The organism is Paraburkholderia dilworthii (assembly GCF_000472525.1).
Classification (GTDB): domain Bacteria; phylum Pseudomonadota; class Gammaproteobacteria; order Burkholderiales; family Burkholderiaceae; genus Paraburkholderia; species Paraburkholderia dilworthii.
This window is the reverse complement of the sequence record NZ_AWZT01000039.1, coordinates 1-21,871: the sequence shown is the minus strand read 5'-3', so window position 1 is coordinate 21,871 and position 21,871 is coordinate 1. Positions and strand designations below refer to the sequence as shown.

Sequence of the window (21,871 nt, the reverse complement as noted above, 5' to 3'; positions counted from 1 at the left end):
TTGTCCTCGTCATCAGGTGGTCGAAGCGCCACATGAGCGGCACAGACGGCCACGCGGCGATTCTGATCGTTGCGCGAGCGTATATTTAAAAGCACAAAATTACAATAAGGCAAAAATATGCAACACTACTGTCATATACGCCCCGGGTGTCGTACGCGCGGCATACGGTTCGGGTCATGGCAGCAGAGAATAAGAGCAGTGCCTTATGTTGATTCTCCTTAACCTTCTCGCCGGCGTGGCACTGCTTGTCTGGGGCTCGCATATCGTTCGCACCGGCATCCTGCGCGTACTCGGCGCAGACTTGCGCAGCGTGCTCGGGCGCAGCACACGCAGCCGCTGGCGCGCGTTTCTGTCGGGAGTCGGCGTAACCAGCCTCGTGCAAAGCAGCAACGCCACCGCGGTGATCGTTACATCGTTCGCGGCGCAAGGGCTCCTGCCGCTTACCAGCGGGCTTGCCATCATGCTCGGCGCCGACGTCGGTACGGCGCTGATGGCACGGGTTCTCACACTCGATCTATCCTGGTTGTCGCCGATTCTTGTCCTGTTCGGCGTGCCGCTCTTCCTGTCGCGCAAGCAAACGCGCGTGGGCCAGATCGGCCGGACGCTGATTGGTCTTGGTCTGATCCTGCTTGCGCTGCATCTGATCGTGGAGGCCGCGCAGCCGATGATGCAAGGCGCGGGCGTGCGCGTGATGTTCGGCGCATTGACAGGCGACACGATGCTCGACGCGCTGGTCGGCGCGGCCTTCGCGGTGCTGTCGTACTCGAGCCTCGCGGCCGTGTTGCTCACGGCCACGCTGGCTTCGTCGGGCGTCATTTCGTTGAAGGTGGCGCTGTGCCTCGTGATCGGCGCGAATCTCGGCAGCGGCCTGCTCGCGTTGCTCGGTACGGTGGCGCAAAACTCGGCGGCGCGGCGCCTCGCGTTGGGCAGCTTCGCGTTCAAGCTGGCTGGCGCGTTGCTGATCCTGCCGTTTGCGTCGCTGCTCGCGCGCGGACTGCCGGTGCTGATCGCCAATCCGCGCGAAGCCACGGTGGGCTTCCACCTGATTTACAACGCGCTGCGGTGCTGCGCGTGTCTGTCGCTGATCGATCCGGTCGCGCGCATCTGCATGCGCGTGTTGCCCGACCGGCCGATGCCGAATGGCGAATTGCGGCCGCTGCATCTCGACGCGGCTGCGCTGTCCACGCCGACGCTCGCGCTCGCGAATGCCGCGCGCGAAGTACTGCGCATCGGCGATATCGTGCGCGCGATGCTCGACAACGTCGCCGAGCTGATTCATCACAATCATTTGGACAAGGCGCGCGAAACGATCCGCATGGACGACGACGTCGACGGACTGTACGCCGCGGTCAAGAACTACCTCACGCTGATTTCGCGCGAGCAGCTGGACGAAGCGGACAGCCGCCGCTGGACCGACATCATTTCGCTGACGATCAACCTCGAGCACGCGGGCGACATCATCGAGCGGATCGTCGGGGATATCGAGGAAAAGAAAATCGCTCACCGCCTGTCGTTTTCAGAAGAAGGACTCGGCGAACTGGACGATCTGCAGACGCGGCTCGTCAGCAATTTGCAGCTTGGCCTGTCGGTATTCCTGAACAACGATCTGCGCTGCGCCGAACTTCTCCTCGCCGAAAAGGAGCGTTTCCGCGATCTGGAGCGCGCCTATTCGTACCGGCATCTGGACCGGCTCGCCGGGCAGACTTTGCGCAGCATCGAAACGAGCGCATTGCACCTGGATCTGATCAGCGACATGAAGCGGCTCAATTCGCTGTTCTGCTCGACGGCTTATCCGGTACTCGACGCCGCGGGCGCGTTGCATGACACGCGTTTGCGCAAGCGCGCGCTCGATACGATGCATGTGAAGGAATGAGCGGCCGCATTGCTCAGCGCAACGCGGCGCTTCAAGCCAGTACCACTTCTTCCAGCTTCTTTTTCAGCGCGGTGAAATCGGCGGCGTCGGCGGCCTTCTTGTTGGTGACGAGCACGTCGATCCGCTCGACCGGGCAATACGAAATCCGGCTGCGCTGGCCAATCTTGCTGTAGTCAGCGAGGATCACGACACGGTCCGCATTCGCGACCATCGCGCGCGCCACTTCGGTTTCGGCGTGGTCGTAATTCGTCGCGCCGTGCCGGTGGTCGACGCCGACCGGCGACAGCAGCGCGAGGTCCGCTCGATAGCGTTGGATGTCGAGCACGGTGGTGGCGCCGGTGGTCGCCATCGCGCGGTCGCTGATCGTGCCGCCGAGCAGAATCACTTCGTTACCCGCATCCGCCTGTTCGGCCGCGCCGCGCAGTTTCAACGCAACGTCAATCGAATTCGTGACGATGGTCAGGTTGGCGAGTTTCGCGAGCTCTTCGGCGAGTGCTGCGGTCGTGGTGCCCGCGTCGATGAACAGCGTCTGGCCGCTCGCGATCAACCCGGTCGCCGCCTTTGCAATCGCCGTCTTGGATTTGACGCGCATGTGCGCGCGCTCGGCAATCGGCGCTTCGTCGGCGGGCCTGATCGCGCCGCCGTGCACGCGCCGCAATTCACCGAGCGCTTCCAGATCGAGCAGATCGCGCCGCACCGTTTCGCGCGACACGCCCAGGTCGGCCATGATCCGTTCGGTCGACACCCGATGCAGCGTGGACAGCAACGCGCGTATTCTCTGATGACGGTCTTCCTGCCACATGCATTTTCCCTTGGATGCGAAGGCGCTCGCACAACGTGTCTTAACGACGACATCGTGGACACGAATGTGTGTCCAGACGATGTCAAGCGTACTACTTTAGTCCCATCGTGTTGTATTTTTTTGGCAGCTTGCAAGTTTGTGTATTTGACTTTAGCCTTCGCAAATCGAAGCGCCGTACTATTCAATATCGAATGTTCGAAGCGAAAGTTTGATCTGTGCTTTCGCGCATTTGCCTGGCGCTTTTTGACAAGACCGCATGCGTTGGCGCAGATCCAATGCGCTCTCCGCTCTATTCAGGGTGAAAGGTGACGGGACGTGGCAAACGGGATCGATCGTGCATCACCTGCGAACTGGCCGTATCCGTCGCTTGTCGCGCATCGTTGCGGCGGCACCCTTGCGCCGGAGAACACGCTAGCGGGCTTCGACGCCTGCGTGCGCCACGGCTACCGCATGGTTGAGTTCGACGCCAAGCTTTCCGCCGATAACGAACTTTTCCTGCTGCACGACGACACGCTGGAGCGCACCACTAACGGCTACGGCGCGGCCGCTGTCCATCTTTGGGCGCAACTCGCTCAACTGGACGCCGGCGCCTGGTACGGGCCGCAATTCGCAGGCACTCGCCTGCCGACGCTTGCCGATGCGGCCGCGCGTTGTGCGCGCGCCGGCATTGCGGCGAACATCGAAATCAAGCCCTGTCCTGGCCGCGAAGAGATCACCGGCCGCCTTGTCGCAAGCGGCGCGCTCAAGCTGTGGGAAGGGCAAACGCCGCCGCTGGTGTCATCGTTTTCATTCGACGCGCTCGCGGCTGCGCGCGACGCGGCGCCTTCATTGCGGCGTGGCATGCTGTTCGAGGAAGTGCCCGCGGACTGGCTGCGCATCGTGCGCGAACTGGACTGCGTGTCCTTGCATGCGAGCCACCGATATCTGACCGAGCCGCTCGTCGCCGAAATTCGCGCGGCCGGACTGCACGTGCTCGCCTATACAGTGAACGATCCGGCGCGCGCGCGACTGCTAGCGCAGTGGGGCGTCGACATGATTTGTACAGATCGAATCGATAAGCTGCAGCACGACATGCTTTGAGCCGCGACGCCGCCTGCGGCATGGCGCGGGCGCGCAAGCAGGCACGCGAAGGCGGATGCAAAGGCGCACGCAAAGGCGGATGCAAAGGCGGATCTGTCGCGCCCTTGGAGTCGAACTAGAAATTTTCCAAACGTAGCAACTTCGGCAGAGGATGGGGAAAACTATGAACCGCACCGTGTTAGCTCGCATACTTTCGATGTCGGCCGCTGCGGGCGTCGCCGCCGCAGGCGCGAGCAGCGCTTGCGCCGCGCCGCTCGACACATTGATCGCCGCCGCGAAGCAGGAAGGCCAGCTCACCGTGATCGCGTTGCCGCACGACTGGTGCAACTACGGGCAACTCGTCGCGGGTTTCCAGAAGAAGTACGGCATCAAGATCAACGAGCTAAATCCAGATGCAGGCTCCGGCGATGAAGTCGAAGCGATCAAGGCGAACAAGGGCAACAAGGGTCCGCAAGCGCCCGACGTGATCGACGTGGGCCTGTCGTTCGGTCCGAGCGCGAAGGCCGAAGGGCTGCTGCAGCCGTACAAGGTCTCGACGTGGAACTCGATTCCGAAAGAGTCGAAGGACGCCGACGGCTACTGGTACGGCGACTACTACGGCGTGCTCGCGTTCGAAGTGAACGCCGACATGATCGACAAGGCACCGTCCGATTGGAGCGACCTGCTCAAGTCCGAGTACAAGAATGCAGTGTCACTCGCGGGCGACCCGCGCTCGGCGAATCAGGCGATCCAGGCGGTCTACGCAGCGGGTCTGTCGCAAAGCAAGGGCGACGCGAGCAAGGCCGACAAAGCCGGCCTTAAGTTCTTCGCCGACCTCAACAGGAGCGGCAACTTCGTGCCGGTGATCGGCAAGGCCGCATCGCTTGCGCAGGGCACGACGCCGATTGTCGTTCGTTGGGATTACAACGCACTCGCCGATCGCGACACGCTGAAAGGCAACCCGAAGGTTCAGGTAGTGATTCCAAAAACGGGCGTGGTCGCTGGCGTCTATGTCCAGGCGATCAGCGCTTACGCGCCGCATCCGAACGCAGCCAAGCTGTGGATGGAGTATCTCTATTCCGACGAAGGGCAGATCGGCTGGCTGACCGGCTATTGCCATCCGATGCGCTACAACGAACTGGTGGCCGCGAAGAAGGTGCCACAGGCGCTGCTCGACAAGCTGCCGCCGCCGTCGTCGTATAAGAACGTGGTGTTTCCGACGCTCTCGCAACAGGACGCGTACAAGGAAACCATCACGAAGCACTGGGACGAAACGGTCGGCGCGAACGTCAAGTAAGCGCGGTCTCAACGCCTCGCGCCAGGTCACGTGCGCCGTTGCCCGACGGACGGCGCACGCGGCGTTAGCAGAATGCCGCGAATGCGGGGAATGTCCAAAGGATGAGCTATGAGCGCTTCATCGGATGCTGGATCGATGCGGCCAGATTTGCTGGTTCCGCCTGTACCTACACCGACGCCTCGCGTCGACGGTCCGGGCCGCGCGTCGCAGATGCTGGCCTGGATCGGGGTCGTGCCGTTCTTTACCTTCGCGCTGCTGTTCCTGATTCTGCCGACCGGCTTTTTGATGATCGGCGCGTTTCAGGATTCGCAAGGTCACTTCACGCTCGCGAATTTGCGCGATCTGTTTCAGCCGTCGGTGCTCGACGCCTACTGGATCAGCTTCAAGGTGAGCGCGGCGTCCGCGGCGGGCGGCGCGCTGATCGGCTCGCTGCTTGCGTGGGCTGCGGTGCAAGGCAAACTGCCGGGCTGGATTCGTCCGACCTTGATGACGTTCTCCGGCGTCGCCTCGAACTTCGCGGGCGTGCCGCTCGCGTTCGCCTTCATCTGCACGTTGGGGCGTGTCGGCCTCGTCACCGTGTTGTTGAAGAAGTATCTCGGTTTCAATCTGTACTCGACGGGCTTCAGCATTCTCAGCTTTTCGGGGCTCACGCTGACCTACCTGTACTTCCAGATTCCATTGATGGTGCTGATCGTCACGCCCGCGCTCGACGGCCTCAAACGCGAATGGCGCGAAGCATGCGATTGCCTCGGCGGCACCGCATATCAGTACTGGCGCTACGTCGCGCTGCCGGTGCTGTGGCCGAGTGTGCTCGGCGCGACGCTGCTGCTGTTCGCCAACGCGTTCGGCGCCGTGGCCACCGCTTATGCGCTGACCGGCAGTTCGTTGAACATCGTGCCGATTCTGCTGTTCGCGCAGATTCGCGGCGACGTCATGCATAACCAGAATCTCGGCTACGCGCTCGCGCTCGGCATGGTGCTCGTGACGGGTCTTTCGAATGGCGGCTATATCTGGCTGCGCTCACGTGCCGAAAGGGGCCGTCGATGAAAAGCCAATCGCGCGTGGGAGCGTGGACCGCGATGGTGGTCGGTTCGCTGTACTTCCTGATCCCGCTCATCGCCACATTCGAGTTCAGCCTGCGGATGAAGCGCGGCACGTACAGCTTCGAAGCCTATAGCGTCGTGCTCAGTGATCCGCGCTTTCAGGCCTCGTTCGGCTATTCGATTCTGATGGCGCTGCTGACGATCGCCGTCGGGATATTGCTCGTTGTGCCGACCGCTTACTGGGTGCAGTTGCGTTTGCCGAAGCTGCGACCGGTCGTCGAATTCATCACGCTGTTGCCGCTCGTCGTGCCGGCCATCGTGATCGTGTTCGGCTATCTGCGCATTTACAACAGCAGTTCGATTCTGCCGCTCACGAGCAACGAGCGCACGACCGATCTGCTGCTCGTGTTCGGCTACGTGACGCTGTCTCTTCCGTATATGTACCGCGCCGTCGATGCGGGCCTGCGCGCTGTCGACGTGCGTTCGCTCACCGAGGCCGCCGAGTGTCTCGGCGCGAACTGGCCGACGATTCTGTTCAAGGTGATCTTCCCGAACATCCGCTCGGGCATTCTATCCGGCGCGTTTCTCACCTTTGCGGTGGTGATCGGCGAATTCACGTTGGCGAGCTTGCTCGATAGACCCGCGTTCGGTCCTTACCTGCAACTGATCGGCGCGAATCGCGCGTATGAGCCGTCGGCGCTTGCGATCATCGCGTTCATGATTACGTGGGCGTCGATGGGCTTGATCCAGGTATTCGGCTCGGCCCGCGCATTGAGCGGCCAGAAGGTTTGATGCAATGAGCTTGATCCACTGGGCTTGATCCACTGGGTTTGATCCACTGAGGCAGCGAATCATGGCATTTCTCGAGATCGAAAATCTGCACAAGTCCTTCGGGGCGAACATCGCGCTGCATCACTTCGACATGAAGATCGAGCGCGGCGAGTTCATCACTTTCCTTGGACCGTCCGGCTGCGGCAAGACGACGGTGCTGCGGATGATCGCCGGCTTCGAAACGCCGACGCGCGGCATCATCCGGCTCGATAACAAGGACGTCACGCACCTTCGCACGCGGCAGCGCAAAGTCGGCATGGTGTTCCAGTCGTACGCGCTGTTTCCGAACATGACGGTCGCGGAAAATATCGGCTTTGGGCTGAAGATCACGCATCGGCCGCAGGCGGAGATCAGCCGGCGTATCGAAGAGATGCTGCACCTGATCAAACTGCCGCAGCTGGGCGGCCGTTATCCGTGGCAACTGTCGGGCGGCCAGCAACAGCGCGTGGCGCTGGCGCGTGCGTTGGCGGGCAAGCCGCAGGTATTGCTGCTCGACGAGCCGCTGTCCGCGCTCGACGCCAAGATTCGCATTTCGTTGCGGCAAGACATTCGCGCGTTGCAGCGTGAGCTCGGCATCACGTCGATTTTTGTCACGCACGATCAGGAAGAAGCGTTGTCGATTTCCGACCGCATCGTCGTGATGAACGAGGGGCGCGTCGAGCAGATCGGCTCGCCGTCGGAGATTTACAACTATCCGCGCACGCGCTTTGTCGCGTCGTTCGTCGGCACGCTGAACATTCTGGCGGGGCACGTGATCGATCCGGCGACCGGCAAAATGGCCGTGGACGGTCAGGAGCTGACCACCACGCAGGAACTTCCGGCCGGCGATGCGGGCAAGAAGCGCCTGCTCGCACTGCGTCCCGAAGCGATTGTGCTCGAACCCGCGGCGCCGGGCCGCAACACGCTGAGCGCGACTGTCGAAGAAGTGAATTTTCTCGGCGCCGTGGTGCGGATCAGAACGCGCGTGAAAGACGCGGTGATTTCACTCGACGTGTTCAACGACCCGAATCGCGGTTTGCCCGAACGCGGGCAGCCGGTGTCGCTCGGTTTCTCGCATGAGAATCTGCTGGTGCTCGAAGAAGGCGGCGCTTAAAAAAGCGCGCAAAAGCCCGCCAGTCAAGGCTCCGGGTTTTCCCGGAGTCGCGATGACGACGAATTCCGGGTTTCCCGACGCGCGTTGTCCGGATTTCCGGAATTCCGGACGCTAAACGCGATGATTGCCGTAAAAATACATTTAAATCAATGCGTTGCGATCGACATCAAGCTGGCATCGACCTTGCGAAATAGATAACGCGGCCGCAACGGTCCGACAACTAAAGCAAGGAGACAACGATGTCTGATTTCCCTTCCCGGTATTTCTGAATTCGTCGTCTTGTCGCGGCCTAATGCCGTGCACAGGCGTGACGATCTTTCGTTCGCATGATGCGCAGCGTGGCAGGCCTTGGGCTCACCCACATCGCAGGAAACATCGTGAAGAAACCTATCCATAAAGTGCTGTACGTCCAGGTGATCGTGGCGATCATCATCGGTATTGCGCTCGGCCATTACTATCCGAACCTCGCCGTCGACATGAAACCGCTCGGCGACGGCTTCATCAAGCTGATCAAGATGGTGATCGGGCCGATCATCTTCTGTACGGTCGTGACCGGTATTGCCGGCATGGAGGACATGAAGAAGGTCGGGCGTGTCGGCGGCAAGGCGCTGCTGTATTTCGAAGTTGTCTCGACGTTTGCGCTGGTGCTCGGCCTGATCGCCACGCACGTGCTGAAGCCGGGCGTCGGTTTCAACATCGACCCCGCCACGCTCGACGGCAAGGCAGTCGCTTCGTACGCCGCCAAGGCGCACGGCCAGACCACGGTCGACTTCCTGATGCACCTGATCCCGGATACGCTCGTCTCGGCTTTTGCGCAGGGCGAAATCCTGCAGATCCTGCTGATCGCGCTGCTGTTCGGCGCTGTGCTGGCCACAGCCGGTGAGAAGGGCAAGGTCGTCACGAACTTTATCGAAGGGCTCTCGCAGGTGCTGTTCGGCATCGTGCGCATCATCACGAAGCTCGCACCGATCGGCGCGTTCGGCGCGATGGCGTTCACCATCGGCAAGTACGGCATCGGCTCGCTGCTGCCGATGCTCAAGCTGATCGGCACGTTCTATCTGACCTCGATCGTGTTCGTGGTGGTCGTGCTCGGCATCATCGCGCGTGCGGTGGGCTTCAACATTCTGCGTTTTGTCGCGTATATCAAGGAAGAGATGCTGATCGTGCTCGGCACGAGCTCGTCGGAAGCCGCGCTGCCGCAGCTGATGCTGAAGCTCGAAAAGCTCGGTTGCTCGCGCTCGGTGGTGGGTCTCGTGGTGCCGACCGGTTACTCGTTCAACCTCGACGGCACCAACATCTACATGACGATGGCGGTGCTGTTCATCGCCCAGGCGACGAACACCGACCTCACGTGGGCGCAGCAGCTCACGCTGCTGGCGGTCACGATGCTGACGTCGAAAGGCGCGAGCGGTGTGACGGGCGCGGGCTTCATCACGCTGGCGGCAACGCTGGCCGTGGTGCCGACCATCCCGCTGTCGGGCATGGTGCTGATTCTCGGCATCGACCGTTTCATGAGCGAATGCCGTGCGCTGACGAACATCGTCGGCAATGGCGTGGCGACCGTGGTCGTGTCGGCATGGGAAAAGGAACTGGACCGCAACAAGCTGAATGCCGCGCTGCACGGCGACGTGGCGGTCAAAGAGCCGGCCGGCGTCTAAGCCACGCATCGTCTCGTATTATCTGAAAACGCGTGACGTTTGCGGCCGCGGACACCAGACATGCAACCGGTGACCGCGCGCCCAACTGAAGTGCCGTCGGCAGGCGTTGCTCGCGCCGACGGCACTTCGCCTTATGCCACAATATCCGATCACAACCGACCGGATATAGCCAACGTGACGCGCCGCCTGCTGATCCTCTTCGCGCTCGTCGCCGGGCTCGTTGCGGCGTGCGGGCTCACTTATAGCATCGCGTGGCAAAGCGGAATCGACAGTTTGCGGCTCAATGCCGCGGGGCGTGTCGATCGTACCGCCAGTTCACTGAAGAGCACGCTCGAGCGTTACGAATCGCTGCCATATCTGCTCGCCGAGCATCCAATCGTGCAGGACGTGCTGGTCGATCCGTCGCCGGCCAACGTCAAGCGTGCGAATCTCTATCTCGAAGACCTGAACCGCCATGCGCGCGCGACGGTCACCTACATCATTCCGCTCGACGGCTTTTGTGTCGCCGCGAGCAACTGGCGCGGGCCGGGCAGTTTCATCGGCGCAGGCTATCTGTTCCGGCCGTATTTCGTCGATGCAATCAAGGGCCGCGTGGGCCGCTTCTTCGGCATCGGCACCATTTCGCAGGCGCCGGGCTATTACATCTCGCAGCCGGTGCGGCGCGAGGGCAAGATCGTCGGCGTCGCGGTCGTCAAACTTGATCTCGAATGGTTCCAGGGCGCGGATGCATCCGAGCCGCTGCTCGTCACCGACGATCACGGCGTGATCTTTCTGTCGTCCGTGCCTGCCTGGAAATACCACACGATACGGCCGCTGTCGGGCCAGGTCGCCGATTCCATCTACCAGGCGCGGCAATACGCGCAGCAGCCGATTGCGCCGCTGCCGGTGACGATCGAGCGCAAGCTCGAAGGCGACGCGCAGATCGTGCGCGTTGGCGGCGGGCACTACGCGCCGCGTTATCTCGCGTCGCGGCGCGGTATGGGCGAACCGGACTGGCATCTGATTACGATGGCGCCCGTGCGTCCGGTCGACGCGGAGGCGCGCAACGCGACCATTGTTACGGGCTTTGGCTACGTGTCGCTGGTGTTGCTTGCGTTCTACTTGAGAATGCGCCGTGCGCGTGTGCGCGAAGTGATGCGCAGCCGGTCGCTGCTACAAAAAGCGTACGCCGAGTTGAACCAGCGTGTTGCGGAGCGCACCGCGGACCTGTCGCAAGCGAACGAGCAACTGCAGAAGGAAGTCGCCGAGCGCACGCGTGCCGAGCAGGAATTGCGTGCCGCGCACGACGAGTTGATTCAGGCGAGCAAGCTCGCCGCGCTCGGTCAGATGGCGGCCGGCATCACGCACGAACTGAATCAGCCGCTCGCCGCATTGCGCGGGTTTTCGGACAACACGCGCGTGCTGCTGGAGCGCGGCGACCAGGCATCCGCGCGAGAAAATCTCGAAGCGATTGCAGCGCTTACCGAGCGCATGGGCAAGATCACCAATCAACTCAAGCTATTCGTCGGACGCGCGCGGCCACGCAGCGCGCGCGCGCCCGTCGTGCGGGCGCTGCGCAATGCCGTCGCGCTGTTGCAAAAGCGTTTGCAGGTTGTCCAGCTGGAACTTGCGTTATTCGATGCGGACAGCGGCGCGCGCGAGCCACTCGATCTCGCCGACGACCATCCCGATCTGATCGCTCATTGCGACGATCTGCGTCTTGAACAGGTGCTGATCAACCTGCTCGGCAATGCGCTCGATGCCACCGCCGGCATGGGCGCGCCGCGCATTTCGGTGCAGATCGAAGTCGCGGCAGAGAGCCTGTCGTTCGCGGTCAGCGACAATGGTCCCGGCATTCCCGAAGACGTCTTGCCGCGCCTCTTCGAACCGTTCTTCACCACGAAGGAAATGGGTCAGGGGCTCGGTCTCGGGCTGGCGATTTCGTCGTCGATCGCGCGCGATTGCGGCGGCACCCTGGTGGCGCGGAACGTGTCGAACGTGTCGGATTTGCCCCACGCGCGAAACGCGCCGGACTTGCCGGAAGGCGGTGCATTATTTGTGTTGACGCTGCGCCGCGCGCGCGTGCAGACAAGTCACACCGCGAACCCGCTCACCGCGGGTTCCTGAATCCATCCCGAGAACATCATGCTGAACGATGGCTTGCACGTGCTTTATATCGAAGACGACGAACTCGTGCGGCGCGCGAGCGTCCAGAGTTTGCAACTGGCCGGCTTTAACGTGGTCGGCCATGCGTCGGCGGAATCCGCGGCGAAGTCGATCAGCGCGGACTTTTCCGGCGTAATCGTCAGCGATATCCGGCTGCCCGGCGCGAGCGGTCTCGATCTGCTTGCGCAATGCCATGAACGCGCACCCGACGTGCCAGTGATCCTCGTCACCGGTCACGGCGATATTTCGATGGCCGTCCAGGCGATGCGTGACGGCGCCTATGACTTCATCGAAAAGCCGTTTGCTTCCGAGCGTCTGATCGAAACCGTGCGGCGCGCGTTGGAGCGGCGCAAGCTCGTGCTCGAAAACCTTGCGCTGCGCCGGGAGCTCGCCGGGCAGAACACGGTTGCGCCGCGCATCATCGGCCGTAGTCCGGCGATCGAGCAGGTGCGGCGGCTGATTGCGAATGTCGCGCCGACCGATGCGTCCGTGCTCATCAATGGCGACACCGGCGCCGGCAAGGAGTTGATCGCGCGTAGTCTGCACGAGCTTTCGCCGCGGCGTGACAAGCCGTTTATCGCGGTGAATTGCGGCGCGTTGCCCGAGCCGATGTTCGAGTCCGAGATGTTCGGCTACGAGCCGGGCGCGTTCACCGGCGCGGCGAAACGCCGGATCGGCAAGCTCGAACATGCGTCGGGCGGCACGCTGTTTCTCGATGAAATAGAAAGCATGCCGCTCGCGTTACAGGTCAAGCTTCTGCGCGTGTTGCAGGACGGCGTGCTGGAGCGCCTCGGCTCCAATCAGCCGATTCGTGTGAATTGCCGCGTGGTCGCGGCGGCGAAAGGCGATATGGCGGAGCATGTCGCCGACGGTTCGTTCCGTCGCGATCTGCTGTACCGGCTGAATGTGGTGACGATCGCACTGCCGCCGCTCGGCGAGCGTCGCGAGGACATCGTGCCGCTTTTCGAACACTTTTTGCTGGATGCGGCGGTGCGCTATCAGCGTCCGGCGCCGATTCTCACCGACCGTCAGCGTGCGGGCCTGATGCAGCGCGACTGGCCAGGCAACGTGCGGGAACTGCGCAATGCGGCGGATCGCTTCGTGCTCGGCGTCGCCGACGACCCCGTCATGTCTTTCGGCGACGAAGGCGGGCAGACGCAGCCGCTAAAGGAGCGCGTGGAGCAATTCGAGCGGGCGGTGATCGCGGAGGCGTTGGAACAGAGCGGCGGGGCGGTCGCCGTAGCCGCCGACAGACTGCAACTAGGCAAGGCCACGCTTTACGAGAAGATCAAGCGGTATGGCCTCGCGGCCAAAGGCGATGGCGACAAGTGAACGTAAAAACGCCGGCAATGCCGGCGTTTTCATGGATCGTGGCGAACAGACCGTTGCCGCGTTGCGCCCAGCCGGGGCTCGCGACGCTGGTCGTCACTGCGGTCAGGCAGCGTTCAGCGCCTTTTCCAGCAACTGGTCGAGTTCCGCGAACTGCGGCTCGCCGACATAGCGCTTCAGGATCTTGCCGTCCTTGTCGACCAGAAAGGTGGTCGGCGTGAGCTGGACGTTGCCGAATTGCTTCGCGGCCGAGCCGTCGTCCAGTGCGACCTTGAACGGCAACTGGCGCGTTTGTGTGTAGTTGGTCACGTACATGGGCGCGTCGTAGCTCATTGCCACTGCGACGAACTCGAGCCCCTTGCCTTTGAAGCGGTTGTAGGTCTGAACCATCTGCGGCATTTCCTTCATGCAGGTATCGCAGCTCGTTGCCCAGAAGTTGACGAGATAGACCTTGCCTTTCAGATCGGCGGTCGTGACTTTCTGGCCGGAGAGCAGCGTGAAAGTCGCGTCGGGCACGCGCTGCTGGCCGGCAAACGCAAAATAGCCAGCCACGCCAATCGCGACCGCCACTACGGCGATAATCAGGTAGCGAAGCGGATTCGTACGCGTGACGGCGGTGGTCGACGTTATGGTGCTCATGGACGGAACCTCGGAAGTCGCGCAAAGGCGCGGGACAGTGCGTCGGCTGGGGCTTTGCGCCCGTTGCAGCATAGCGTCGCTATTGTAGTCTTATTCCGGCGACGCGGCAGCGAGCGCCCCCGCGCGGGCAAGGCTTTGCGCAGCCAACGGACGGTCTCCCGGCAGGGCGTATGCGCCGCGTGCGCCCTATGCTCCGCTCGTGCTTCCGCGGGCGCTTACTCAGCTGGCAGCGGATAATGGCGCTTGATGCCCACGATATTTTCGACGCTTCCCGCGCGTCTCGTTCCCATGCTCCAGACAGTTCTTCGCGTTTTGCCCGTGTTCGCTCAAATTCTCGTGCGTCTCTTTTCCGGCTTCGCTCCCTACCGCAGTTCGGCGGATCACGCCCCGCGGGCGCATTCACCCGGCCGCGTGGTGGCTTGCGCGTTCGTCCTTGGCGCGGTGCTGAGCGGCTGTTCGCCGACCTTCGACTGGCGCACGATCATGAACAACGACAATGGTTACAGCATCGACCTGCCGGCTAAACCGGGCAACGATCAGCGCGCCGTGCAGATCGACGGGGCGCCGATGCAAATGGCCATGCAGACGGCCGAAGCCGGCGACGCCGTATTCGCAGTCGGCACCATCATGCTGCCGGACGAAAGCGAAGCGACGCAACGCAAGGCGCTCGACTTTTTGCGTACCGGCCTCGCACGGAACGTCGGGGTGGCTCCGCAGGCGCATGCCGTTCAGATTCCGCTGGCCGCAGGCGGTAAGGTGCTGGGGCTGGAAATGAAGCTCAGCGGCCAAGCCGGTTCCGACCGTGAGGCCCGCACCGTTTATGCGCGGCTCGTGGCGCGAGGTCGGCATGCGTATCAGGCGGCGATCATCGCTTCAAAACCGCTGCCCCAGGAGCAGGTCGATCAATTTTTTTCGTCGTTCCAGCTGTACTGAAAAACGGTAGTTTTGGCCGATCAGCGGCTGCTGGAGGTTCATCTGCGCAGTGAAGGTTCCTTCGCAGCTTCACACGCTAATTCCCGGTTTACGTTGAGGTTTTCCACTTCATCGCGCGCCCTGTGGATAACTCTGTTGAGAACTCCGTTTTTTTTTCGCGCGGATGCCCGTCCGGTGGGCATTGCGTCAGTTCGCACGCAGGCCGACCAGAATAAAAAAACGTTTTAAATCAATGCGCTTATTGCCGAGGCTTCGAGATACCTTTCAGATGTTTCTAAATTTATCTGGAACGCGCGCATGTGTATAAGTCAAGTCTTGACAGCATATTTTCTCCTCACATGGAGCCAAAAGCGCGCCGATACTGGATCGCCTCGCCGACTTGCACAGCACTCGGCATGCTGGCGCCGGCCAGATCTGCAATGGTGCGGGCGACCTTCAAAACGCGGTAATAAGCCCGCGCCGACCAGCCGAAGCGCTCGCCCGCCTCGCGCAACAACGCTTCGCCTGCGGGGTCGGGACGGCAGACATCGTCGACCTCTTTTCCGCTTAACTCGCGGTTGGTTTTGCCTTGCCGCGCCATTTGCCGCTCGCGCGCGGCATTCACCCGGCATGCGATAACCGCGCTCTTTTCGCCGGCGGCGTTTAATCGCGCGGACAGCTCTGCCGGCGTGAGCGCCGGCACGTCGAGCTGGATGTCGATCCGGTCGAGCAGCGGCCCGGACAGCTTGCGCAGGTAGCGCGCCGCAATCTCCGGCGTGCAGCGGCAACGTCCGTTGGGATCGCCGCGCCACCCGCACGGACACGGATTCATCGCCGCGATTAATTGGCAAGCCGCGGGAAAGTCGGCCTGCAGTGCAGCGCGCGAGATCGTGATGCGGCCGGCTTCGAGCGGTTCACGCAGCGTTTCGAGCACGTGGCGATCGAATTCGGGCAGTTCGTCGAGAAAAAGCACACCCAGGTGGGCGAGCGTGATCTCACCCGGTTGCGGGGGATTGCGCCCGCCGACCAACGCTGCCGCGCTCGACGAGTGGTGCGGCGCGCGAAACGGCCGTCGGCGCCATTGCGTGGGAGTGAAGCCCGCGCGGCTCGCCGACAGTAGCGCCGCCGAACTGAGCGCTTCGTCGTCAGTCATGGGGGGCAGCAGCCCCGGCAGGCGCGCGGCGAGCATCGACTTTCCGGCGCCGGGCGGGCCGATCAGCAGCACATGATGCCCGCCGGCGGCGGCGACTTCGAGCGCACGGCGCGCGCCGCGCTGGCCGATCACGTCGTCCATATCGGGCACCGGCGCAGGCGTGAACTGCGCGAGGTCAGGCGCGGCGACCGGATAAAGGCGCGCATCGGGCGCATCGGCGAGATGAGCGCACAACGACGGCAAATCGCTCGCGCCATAGACGTCGACGCCGGGTACGAGCGCAGCCTCGGCTGCGCTTGCCGCAGGAAGGTACAGCTGTGGATTGCGCCGCAGCGGTGTGTTTCCGGGGATGCATTCGGCGGACGTTTCGCAAGCTACCGCGCCGCGCGCGGTGCCGCAGGCCATCGCGAAAGCGCCGCGCATCGGACGCAGCGCGCCGGTCAACGATAGTTCGCCGGCGAATTCGCGATCAAGCAGCGATTCCACGGGAATCTGGCCGCTCGCCGCGAGAATGCCCAAGGCGATCGGCAGGTCGAAGCGGCCGGATTCCTTCGGCAAGTCTGCGGGAGCGAGATTGACGGTTTTCCAGACTGTCGTACGAATTTATCAAAACGAAGGGAATCGGTGTTTGGTCTGTACATTCATATGTAACAGACCCTACCGCGGCCTCGACAGTTACAAAACTATCAAAAAGCTTTCGTATAGCGCAGACAGTTGGTGATGTACGAGAAACGTAAGTGCCAAGGTTTAAGGCGCTGCAGAGACAGTTCGGAGGACTGCAACGAACCCGCCGTTTCAGAGGAAGAGCGATGCAACGGGAACGCTGAGCGCCGTTGCAATTTTCTCGACATTATCTATCGAGATATTTCTTGCGCACCGCTCAACATGCGCAATGAAAGAGCGGTCCAAGTGGCTCTGAGCCGCCAACTCTTCTTGTGACCAACCCTTTTCCGCGCGAAGTCGCCTAAGGTTGTCCGCGAGCAACGCACGTGCGGTGTGAGGATAAAGGGAAGAATCATCAGATGACATTTGCAGAATAGTGCAAACGCCGGTCTTTTCCGTCAGTAGCTTTTAAGTCACAATCTGCATCTGGCCATCGATCTCTCTGTCGACGTGAGCGAAAGGGCGTCGGGCGTTTCTAAAACGCGGAGTGGCCGTCAAGAAACGCTGTCTAGCTCTGGCAACCTAGCGAGTCCAGAAACGCAACGGAGCATTTGATGTTGGTGACGCACGAATCGTGGGAAGAATCTCATCCAGTAAAAGCCGCTTTGATGCTCCCGCATCAGGTATGGCAATGCGTAGGATGGTCAAACAAGATTTCAAACTTTTGGGTGCACGTCCAGAGAGAACCATCGCTGCCAAGAGTTGTTGATGGGTGGATGGTGGCGGATCCCGAAGCGATGCTGGGCATCGCCGCTACTTACACGTCTAAAGCGATGTCAGTCCACGTACTTGATGTAGGACCAAGCGGCGGTTTGCTGCCACATAAGGTGACCGCCCTATGGCGAGAGCCCGGGGAGCAGGGAGTCAAGGGAGATTTTTGGTATGAGATGGCAGAAGGAGGAATGAGGCGATGCCTGCGTGATCTTCAACAGACAAATGCGCGTCCGGAGTTGGTGCGCGAATTGGTATTCGGAGAATAGATCCGAGAGACTCAATGGGCTTGCATACAGAAATCACGCTGAAAAAATCAAGTGAATCACCGAATCAGTTCGAGCATTTGCTTGCCAAGCGAACTTGAAAGACATCGCCATTGATCATGTGGAGAAAAAAGGAATCTAGAATGCGCATCCAGGTTGCATCCGATCTCCACCTCGAAGTAGTCCACCAGTCCTTTCCAAGCTACAACCCGATTGTTCAGTCTGAGGCTGATTTGCTGGTCCTCGCAGGCGACATCGCGAAGGGCGCCGATGCAGTTGAGCAGTTTGCGCGCTGGCCGGTGCCCGTGATCTACGTGCATGGTAATCACGAAGCGTATGGCAGGAAGTACGACGCGCTCGCCGATACCATCCGCACGCGCGCGTCCGGCACAGCGGTGCATTACCTCGAACGCGACACGTTGGTCGCGAACGACGTGCGGTTTCTCGGCTGCTGCCTGTGGACGGACTATGCGCTCAATGACACGCGCGAGCAAAGCATGGCGCTGGCCGGGCGCATGATGAATGATCATCGTGTGATCCGCATTGGCGATCGAGGACGATTCCAGCCGGAGAATGCGCTCACCGAGCACGAAATTTCATTGAACTGGCTGCGGAACGAACTGGCAAAACCCTTCGACGGGCGCACGGTCGTGGTGACCCATCACGGTGTTGCGCCGCCCTCGGTACATGCGCGCTATGCGAACGATCCGATCAACGCCGCATTCGTGAGCGACCTGCGACCTGTGCTCGAGCTGGCCGACGTTTGGATACACGGTCACGTGCATGACTCGTTCGATTATCACGTCGGCCAGACGCGGGTGGTTGCCAATCCGCGCGGCTATGCAATGAACCGACTGGTGGCACGGAAGCCGGAAGACCTGATTTGGGAGAACGCCGCATTTGATCCAGCGTTAGTGATTGATGTTTAAGTCTTCGTGCAGTGGCGTGTTGGTGGGAACAGGGAGGTGACGGGCGCAATCCTGCTGCGAGGAAAAACGAGGTTGATGTCGCGCTGGATACAACGCCCGCTCGTCACTCACAAAGCACGTGCAAAAGACTGCGTTTATGAGGTGAGCGGGTTCTGTCTGAGTCAGAGGACTGCGAATATAGGAAACCAATTTCAATCGGGAGGTCGCCTGACCAAGGCGAACCGGCGAAAGAGACGGCGAAAAGCTATGCCGCCGTACGAAAGCAGCGAGCAGATTGAGGCACGCATGACGGCCATCGTGCTTCGCACTCGCGACTGGGCAATCAACGCAGCGAAGATACCGTTCCCCGACGAAAGCATCACCGTGATGGCTGGACCGCTACGACGACGCGTGCGCTCGAAGCCCGCGACGTCGGACGAATCGGTCGCTTCGACCGAAAGGACACGGACGAGCTCGAGGGGTTCCGCTAGCGGCTGTGTCCAACGTACCTTGCTGACTGAAGAGCGCGTTCAGTCGCGGCCTGTTGTCAGGGGGGCTGGCGCAACTCGGATCTGCAGCGAACCCGTGGGCGATTGCTGCCTAGTTTAACCTTTCCACAGCTGGATCGCCGAGAACGATAGCAGCTATCCGATCGCCGCAAACGGCGCGCTCGAAAACCGCGTCTGGGTTCTGGAAGCCGCACGCCGGTTCCGCGGAACGTTGGTGGCGTGACGCACTTGCCGATGTGATGAGGCTCTCACGCAGGCGCAGCACTCTAAGCATGCCGACTGATTCTCACAAAGGAAAACCATGGGCACCAAATCCACAGTCCGGTTTGAGGAAAAGACAGCCGATCTGCCCGGCTGGACGCTGTATACCGAAATGTTCGAGACGGAAGATGCCGTCTACCTAGAGCTCAGCGGCGTGCCGGCCGACGTGACCATGATCGACAGTGTTTGGGGGCATCCCCCTGGCACCGTACTACTTCGTCTGCCCACGGCCACTGCACGGCAGCTGGGGCTGGTTCCGAAAGAGTGGACAAGGGATCAGTGGTGGTTCGAGGAGTAAGGCATGCTCGAATTCCGGAAAAAATCGGTGTACGAGGTCTCGGGTTGCACGTGCGATCGCTGCGGACGACGCATGACATCGAATGACCCCGACTCGGAGTGGCACGAACGGATGTCGATCGAGTATCGCGGCGGATTTCATTCGATTTTCGGGGATGGCCACGCAATCAGTATCGATCTGTGCCAGCACTGTGTCCGCGACACACTGGGCGCGTGGATGCGGATCGTGCCAACGGGCGTCGATGACATCGAACCGTCTCCAGACTCACCTTCGTTGAGCTCCTCGCGGGGCATCATCCGGCGTGATGCCGACGACGCAGTCTCTGTTGAAGAGATGAATGGCGCGATTGCTGCTGGCGCAACCGCCGGGATGAATCGTGACTCTTCTCTGGATTCAGACCACCCTGCCGTCGAACGTGGATCGCACCGGGAATATCGCGTGTTCGAGTACGAGGAAGGCGGGGAAATCTGGAGAGAACTGCGGGAACTGCGCTATGTCACTGATCATGGGGTTGGCTGTTCCGACACCGCTGCCTGCATGCGGTGGACGCCTGAAGAAGGCGAGCAGGCTGGTGCATCAATCCTGGATCGCATGCGCGTGGCTTTGACCAGGCCCGTTCTGCGGGTGAGTCGTTCATGGCGCGAAGGCGATCGTCGATGGCCCGGGGCTGACCGCCTTGCCGATCCGATCCGGCACTCGGTATCTCTCAAAGCCGAAATGGAGGCAAGATCGCTTGCCGCCGTGCTTGACGGAACAACCTGGCTGATTCCTTGGGGAATGGCGATCGGTTGGGGGCAACAGGGCAAGATTTTTTGCGTCGAGCTGGCGGGACGGACCTTGTTCCCTGGATACGTTTTTGACGAGTTCGGCGATCCCATCCCTGAAGTGGCGAATATTCTGAAGATTTTTTGCGACTACACACCGATCAGGATCGCCTCATGGTTCGAGTCGACAAACGGCATGCTTCATGGCAAGCGGCCTCGTGAACTTCTGGCAATCGATCCTGCGGCTGTCGTCGAGGCTGCGCGGCATCATGCAGAAGGGCCGATCCATGGCTAGGGGTGTCCACGCTGGATTCATCCGTGGCTGTCGATCCAGGCACGTGCCCACGCAAGACCTGCTGCAACCGCATCATCATCGGAATCAAAGACCCCAAGAACGCCCCAGGCTTCGATGAATTTCGTTTCTCGGGTGATCGTGCCGCTCGTAGCAAAACGCTCGGCCTGAAGGAGGTCTTCCTGATCTGCGATTGCATGTCCCCAAAGGGCGTAGCCACGATATGATTCGCTTTGCACTAGAACCCGAACTCGTTGTACGCGTGCGTGTCGCGCACGCGAAGATTTTTGCCCTCAGAAGTCACCCGCCGCCGGTTGCATTCAAACGTCCGCTGAGATGGCTTGGGACTGCGAAGTCATGCGGCCGCGGAACGACCTGCCGCCCGGGAAGAGCGGCAGGGCAGGCAACCGCCGGCGGGCGTCTGCGACGGCTGCCTGCACGGCAGCATCTGCCACGGCCGGCGAGTCCGCCCGCTTGGAGCTCCGCTCCATGTACGGAAAGTGGTAGCGCAATGTGGCGACATTTGCCGCCGCAAGCGCGTCGGCCAATGACGACATGTTGGCGTGCTGCATGCCCGTCCCGGCACCGTGCGCGAAGACATACAGGGCGCGCGCGTCCTCCGGCGCCCGGAGGAGCGCAGAGACCTTGGTGCCGTCGGGCAGTGCCACGGAAAGCGATTCTGGATCGTCCAACGTATTTAGGTCGTGCCGTTGCGGCCTTTGCGCCAATCCTGCATTAATGAGGTATCGGAGAGCGTTTGTGGCGGGATCCGGCAAGGCATTGCGAAAGCGATCGATGTGCGCGCGCCCATCCTGAACAGCGCCGCAGTCGCGATGTGTCGGTTGACGACCGCAAGCCCGACCTGCAGTCCGCAACGTGATCCGCGCTTTGAGACGTCTGCGTAATAGCACGACTGCATCATTGTCGGCGAGCTGTTACGACACGGCAATCAGCGTCAAGGAATCTCAAGGGGAAGTTCCATTTGTCTAGCTCTCCGGAAAGCATGTCCAGCTGCAGAAGAGTCTGGGTTCGGCCCAGATTGTGTCAAAACGGTTTTTGGAGCGCTAAAATTTGCCATCCGACAGCGAGGGATAAGCAGGATGAAACGGTTCGTTCAAGGCGACAATCGTACGCAAAGCTTTCTCCTCCCTGAAGCGCTCGATGACTACGTGACGGACACAAATCCCGTGCGCGTAGTTGATGTCTTTGTAGATGAGCTTGATCTTCATAAGCTTGGGTTTGAAGGCGTCGAACCAGCGTTGACGGGTCGGCCTTCGTATCACCCCGAGGTGATGCTCAAGATCTATATCTATGGTTACCTGAACCGGATCCAATCGAGCCGTCGCCTTGAACGCGAGGCCCAGC

20 protein-coding genes and 1 pseudogene are annotated in these 21,871 nt (G+C 61.3%); 15 read left to right on the top strand and 6 right to left on the bottom strand.

Annotated elements, in window-relative coordinates:
- The first annotated feature begins 205 nt into the window (after nucleotides 1–205).
- On the top strand, nucleotides 206–1,873 hold the full coding sequence (locus F759_RS0126535) for a Na/Pi cotransporter family protein (protein WP_027802520.1): 1,668 nt from the start codon (nucleotides 206–208) through the stop codon (nucleotides 1,871–1,873).
- Nucleotides 1,874–1,904: 31 nt separating this feature from the next.
- Here the strand turns inward: F759_RS0126535 and F759_RS0126530 are convergent, their stop codons facing one another.
- Entirely contained in the window at nucleotides 1,905–2,675 is a 771-nt protein-coding gene (locus F759_RS0126530; RefSeq protein WP_027802519.1) for a DeoR/GlpR family DNA-binding transcription regulator, read from the bottom strand.
- A 315-nt stretch (nucleotides 2,676–2,990) separates the two neighbouring features.
- Here F759_RS0126530 and ugpQ point away from each other — a divergent pair, with 315 nt between their 5' ends.
- The 8 genes from ugpQ (at nucleotide 2,991) to F759_RS0126490 (ending at nucleotide 13,133) form a co-directional block, all read left to right on the top strand.
- Entirely contained in the window at nucleotides 2,991–3,755 is a 765-nt protein-coding gene (ugpQ, locus tag F759_RS0126525) for a glycerophosphodiester phosphodiesterase (protein WP_027802518.1), read from the top strand.
- A 163-nt stretch (nucleotides 3,756–3,918) separates the two neighbouring features.
- Nucleotides 3,919–5,031 carry an ABC transporter substrate-binding protein gene (locus F759_RS0126520; RefSeq protein ID WP_027802517.1) on the top strand — a complete coding sequence of 371 codons (1,113 nt, stop codon included), beginning with the start codon at nucleotides 3,919–3,921 and terminating at the stop codon, nucleotides 5,029–5,031.
- A gap of 108 nt (nucleotides 5,032–5,139) precedes the next feature.
- A complete protein-coding gene (locus F759_RS0126515) occupies nucleotides 5,140–6,078 on the top strand; it encodes an ABC transporter permease (protein WP_027802516.1) in 939 nt (312 codons plus the stop codon).
- Nucleotides 6,075–6,866, top strand: coding sequence for an ABC transporter permease (locus tag F759_RS0126510; RefSeq protein ID WP_027802515.1), 792 nt, complete (start codon nucleotides 6,075–6,077; stop codon nucleotides 6,864–6,866). The genes F759_RS0126515 and F759_RS0126510 overlap by 4 nt, the downstream gene beginning before the upstream one ends.
- A gap of 61 nt (nucleotides 6,867–6,927) precedes the next feature.
- Nucleotides 6,928–7,998, top strand: a complete 1,071-nt coding sequence (locus tag F759_RS0126505; RefSeq protein WP_027802514.1) for an ABC transporter ATP-binding protein — start codon at nucleotides 6,928–6,930, stop codon at nucleotides 7,996–7,998.
- Between the two features lie 377 nt (nucleotides 7,999–8,375).
- Complete coding sequence (locus F759_RS0126500; protein ID WP_027802513.1) at nucleotides 8,376–9,656, top strand: dicarboxylate/amino acid:cation symporter; 1,281 nt, start codon at nucleotides 8,376–8,378, stop codon at nucleotides 9,654–9,656.
- A gap of 60 nt (nucleotides 9,657–9,716) precedes the next feature.
- Nucleotides 9,717–11,762 carry a sensor histidine kinase gene (locus F759_RS0126495; protein WP_027802512.1) on the top strand — a complete coding sequence of 682 codons (2,046 nt, stop codon included), beginning with the start codon at nucleotides 9,717–9,719 and terminating at the stop codon, nucleotides 11,760–11,762.
- Between the two features lie 18 nt (nucleotides 11,763–11,780).
- Nucleotides 11,781–13,133 carry a sigma-54-dependent transcriptional regulator gene (locus tag F759_RS0126490; protein ID WP_209440517.1) on the top strand — a complete coding sequence of 451 codons (1,353 nt, stop codon included), beginning with the start codon at nucleotides 11,781–11,783 and terminating at the stop codon, nucleotides 13,131–13,133.
- 102 nt (nucleotides 13,134–13,235) lie between these two features.
- On the opposite strand, the gene F759_RS0126485 is transcribed toward F759_RS0126490, so the two are convergent.
- Nucleotides 13,236–13,769, bottom strand: a complete 534-nt coding sequence (locus F759_RS0126485) for a TlpA disulfide reductase family protein (protein WP_027802510.1) — start codon at nucleotides 13,767–13,769, stop codon at nucleotides 13,236–13,238.
- A 246-nt stretch (nucleotides 13,770–14,015) separates the two neighbouring features.
- Here F759_RS0126485 and F759_RS0126480 point away from each other — a divergent pair, with 246 nt between their 5' ends.
- Entirely contained in the window at nucleotides 14,016–14,702 is a 687-nt protein-coding gene (locus tag F759_RS0126480; RefSeq protein WP_244438920.1) for a hypothetical protein, read from the top strand.
- Between the two features lie 334 nt (nucleotides 14,703–15,036).
- Here the strand turns inward: F759_RS0126480 and F759_RS38685 are convergent.
- Nucleotides 15,037–16,416, bottom strand: a pseudogene (locus tag F759_RS38685) (YifB family Mg chelatase-like AAA ATPase); the annotation flags it as partial.
- Nucleotides 16,417–16,629: 213 nt separating this feature from the next.
- On the bottom strand, nucleotides 16,630–16,863 hold the full coding sequence (locus F759_RS41335; protein WP_084534355.1) for a helix-turn-helix domain-containing protein: 234 nt from the start codon (nucleotides 16,861–16,863) through the stop codon (nucleotides 16,630–16,632).
- 188 nt (nucleotides 16,864–17,051) lie between these two features.
- On the opposite strand from F759_RS41335, the gene F759_RS42375 reads away from it, so the two are divergent.
- The 4 genes from F759_RS42375 (at nucleotide 17,052) to F759_RS43710 (ending at nucleotide 20,509) form a co-directional block, all read left to right on the top strand.
- Complete coding sequence (locus F759_RS42375) at nucleotides 17,052–17,477, top strand: hypothetical protein (protein WP_152530714.1); 426 nt, start codon at nucleotides 17,052–17,054, stop codon at nucleotides 17,475–17,477.
- 140 nt (nucleotides 17,478–17,617) lie between these two features.
- Complete coding sequence (locus F759_RS0126470; protein WP_027802508.1) at nucleotides 17,618–18,403, top strand: metallophosphoesterase; 786 nt, start codon at nucleotides 17,618–17,620, stop codon at nucleotides 18,401–18,403.
- 789 nt (nucleotides 18,404–19,192) lie between these two features.
- Nucleotides 19,193–19,450: a hypothetical protein gene (locus F759_RS0126465; RefSeq protein ID WP_027802507.1), complete on the top strand. Its 258-nt coding sequence runs from the start codon at nucleotides 19,193–19,195 to the stop codon at nucleotides 19,448–19,450.
- Between the two features lie 3 nt (nucleotides 19,451–19,453).
- Nucleotides 19,454–20,509 carry a hypothetical protein gene (locus F759_RS43710; RefSeq protein ID WP_063829673.1) on the top strand — a complete coding sequence of 352 codons (1,056 nt, stop codon included), beginning with the start codon at nucleotides 19,454–19,456 and terminating at the stop codon, nucleotides 20,507–20,509.
- Nucleotides 20,510–20,526: 17 nt separating this feature from the next.
- On the opposite strand, the gene F759_RS0126455 is transcribed toward F759_RS43710, so the two are convergent.
- Together F759_RS0126455 and F759_RS38670 are read right to left on the bottom strand one after the other, a co-directional pair.
- Nucleotides 20,527–20,745 carry a hypothetical protein gene (locus F759_RS0126455; protein ID WP_027802506.1) on the bottom strand — a complete coding sequence of 73 codons (219 nt, stop codon included), beginning with the start codon at nucleotides 20,743–20,745 and terminating at the stop codon, nucleotides 20,527–20,529.
- Between the two features lie 81 nt (nucleotides 20,746–20,826).
- Entirely contained in the window at nucleotides 20,827–21,198 is a 372-nt protein-coding gene (locus tag F759_RS38670) for an alpha/beta family hydrolase (RefSeq protein ID WP_244438919.1), read from the bottom strand.
- A gap of 408 nt (nucleotides 21,199–21,606) precedes the next feature.
- Between F759_RS38670 and F759_RS41325 the strand changes: the two genes are divergently transcribed.
- A partial coding sequence (locus tag F759_RS41325) for a transposase (protein ID WP_161633335.1) occupies nucleotides 21,607–21,871 on the top strand: 265 nt, incomplete at its 3' end.

What these genes read in the sequence shown, in the direction of transcription:
- F759_RS0126535 (WP_027802520.1), top strand. Translation starts at nt 206, where the DNA reads ATGTTGATTCTCCTTAACCTTCTCGCCGGCGTGGCACTGCTTGTCTGG.
- F759_RS0126530 (WP_027802519.1), bottom strand. Translation starts at nt 2,675, where the DNA reads ATGTGGCAGGAAGACCGTCATCAGAGAATACGCGCGTTGCTGTCCACG.
- F759_RS0126520 (WP_027802517.1), top strand. Translation starts at nt 3,919, where the DNA reads ATGAACCGCACCGTGTTAGCTCGCATACTTTCGATGTCGGCCGCTGCG.
- F759_RS0126515 (WP_027802516.1), top strand. Translation starts at nt 5,140, where the DNA reads ATGAGCGCTTCATCGGATGCTGGATCGATGCGGCCAGATTTGCTGGTT.
- F759_RS0126510 (WP_027802515.1), top strand. Translation starts at nt 6,075, where the DNA reads ATGAAAAGCCAATCGCGCGTGGGAGCGTGGACCGCGATGGTGGTCGGT.
- F759_RS0126505 (WP_027802514.1), top strand. Translation starts at nt 6,928, where the DNA reads ATGGCATTTCTCGAGATCGAAAATCTGCACAAGTCCTTCGGGGCGAAC.
- F759_RS0126495 (WP_027802512.1), top strand. Translation starts at nt 9,717, where the DNA reads ATGCAACCGGTGACCGCGCGCCCAACTGAAGTGCCGTCGGCAGGCGTT.
- F759_RS0126490 (WP_209440517.1), top strand. Translation starts at nt 11,781, where the DNA reads ATGCTGAACGATGGCTTGCACGTGCTTTATATCGAAGACGACGAACTC.
- F759_RS0126485 (WP_027802510.1), bottom strand. Translation starts at nt 13,769, where the DNA reads ATGAGCACCATAACGTCGACCACCGCCGTCACGCGTACGAATCCGCTT.
- F759_RS0126480 (WP_244438920.1), top strand. Translation starts at nt 14,016, where the DNA reads ATGCCCACGATATTTTCGACGCTTCCCGCGCGTCTCGTTCCCATGCTC.
- F759_RS41335 (WP_084534355.1), bottom strand. Translation starts at nt 16,863, where the DNA reads ATGTCATCTGATGATTCTTCCCTTTATCCTCACACCGCACGTGCGTTG.
- F759_RS42375 (WP_152530714.1), top strand. Translation starts at nt 17,052, where the DNA reads ATGTTGGTGACGCACGAATCGTGGGAAGAATCTCATCCAGTAAAAGCC.
- F759_RS0126470 (WP_027802508.1), top strand. Translation starts at nt 17,618, where the DNA reads ATGCGCATCCAGGTTGCATCCGATCTCCACCTCGAAGTAGTCCACCAG.
- F759_RS0126465 (WP_027802507.1), top strand. Translation starts at nt 19,193, where the DNA reads ATGGGCACCAAATCCACAGTCCGGTTTGAGGAAAAGACAGCCGATCTG.
- F759_RS43710 (WP_063829673.1), top strand. Translation starts at nt 19,454, where the DNA reads ATGCTCGAATTCCGGAAAAAATCGGTGTACGAGGTCTCGGGTTGCACG.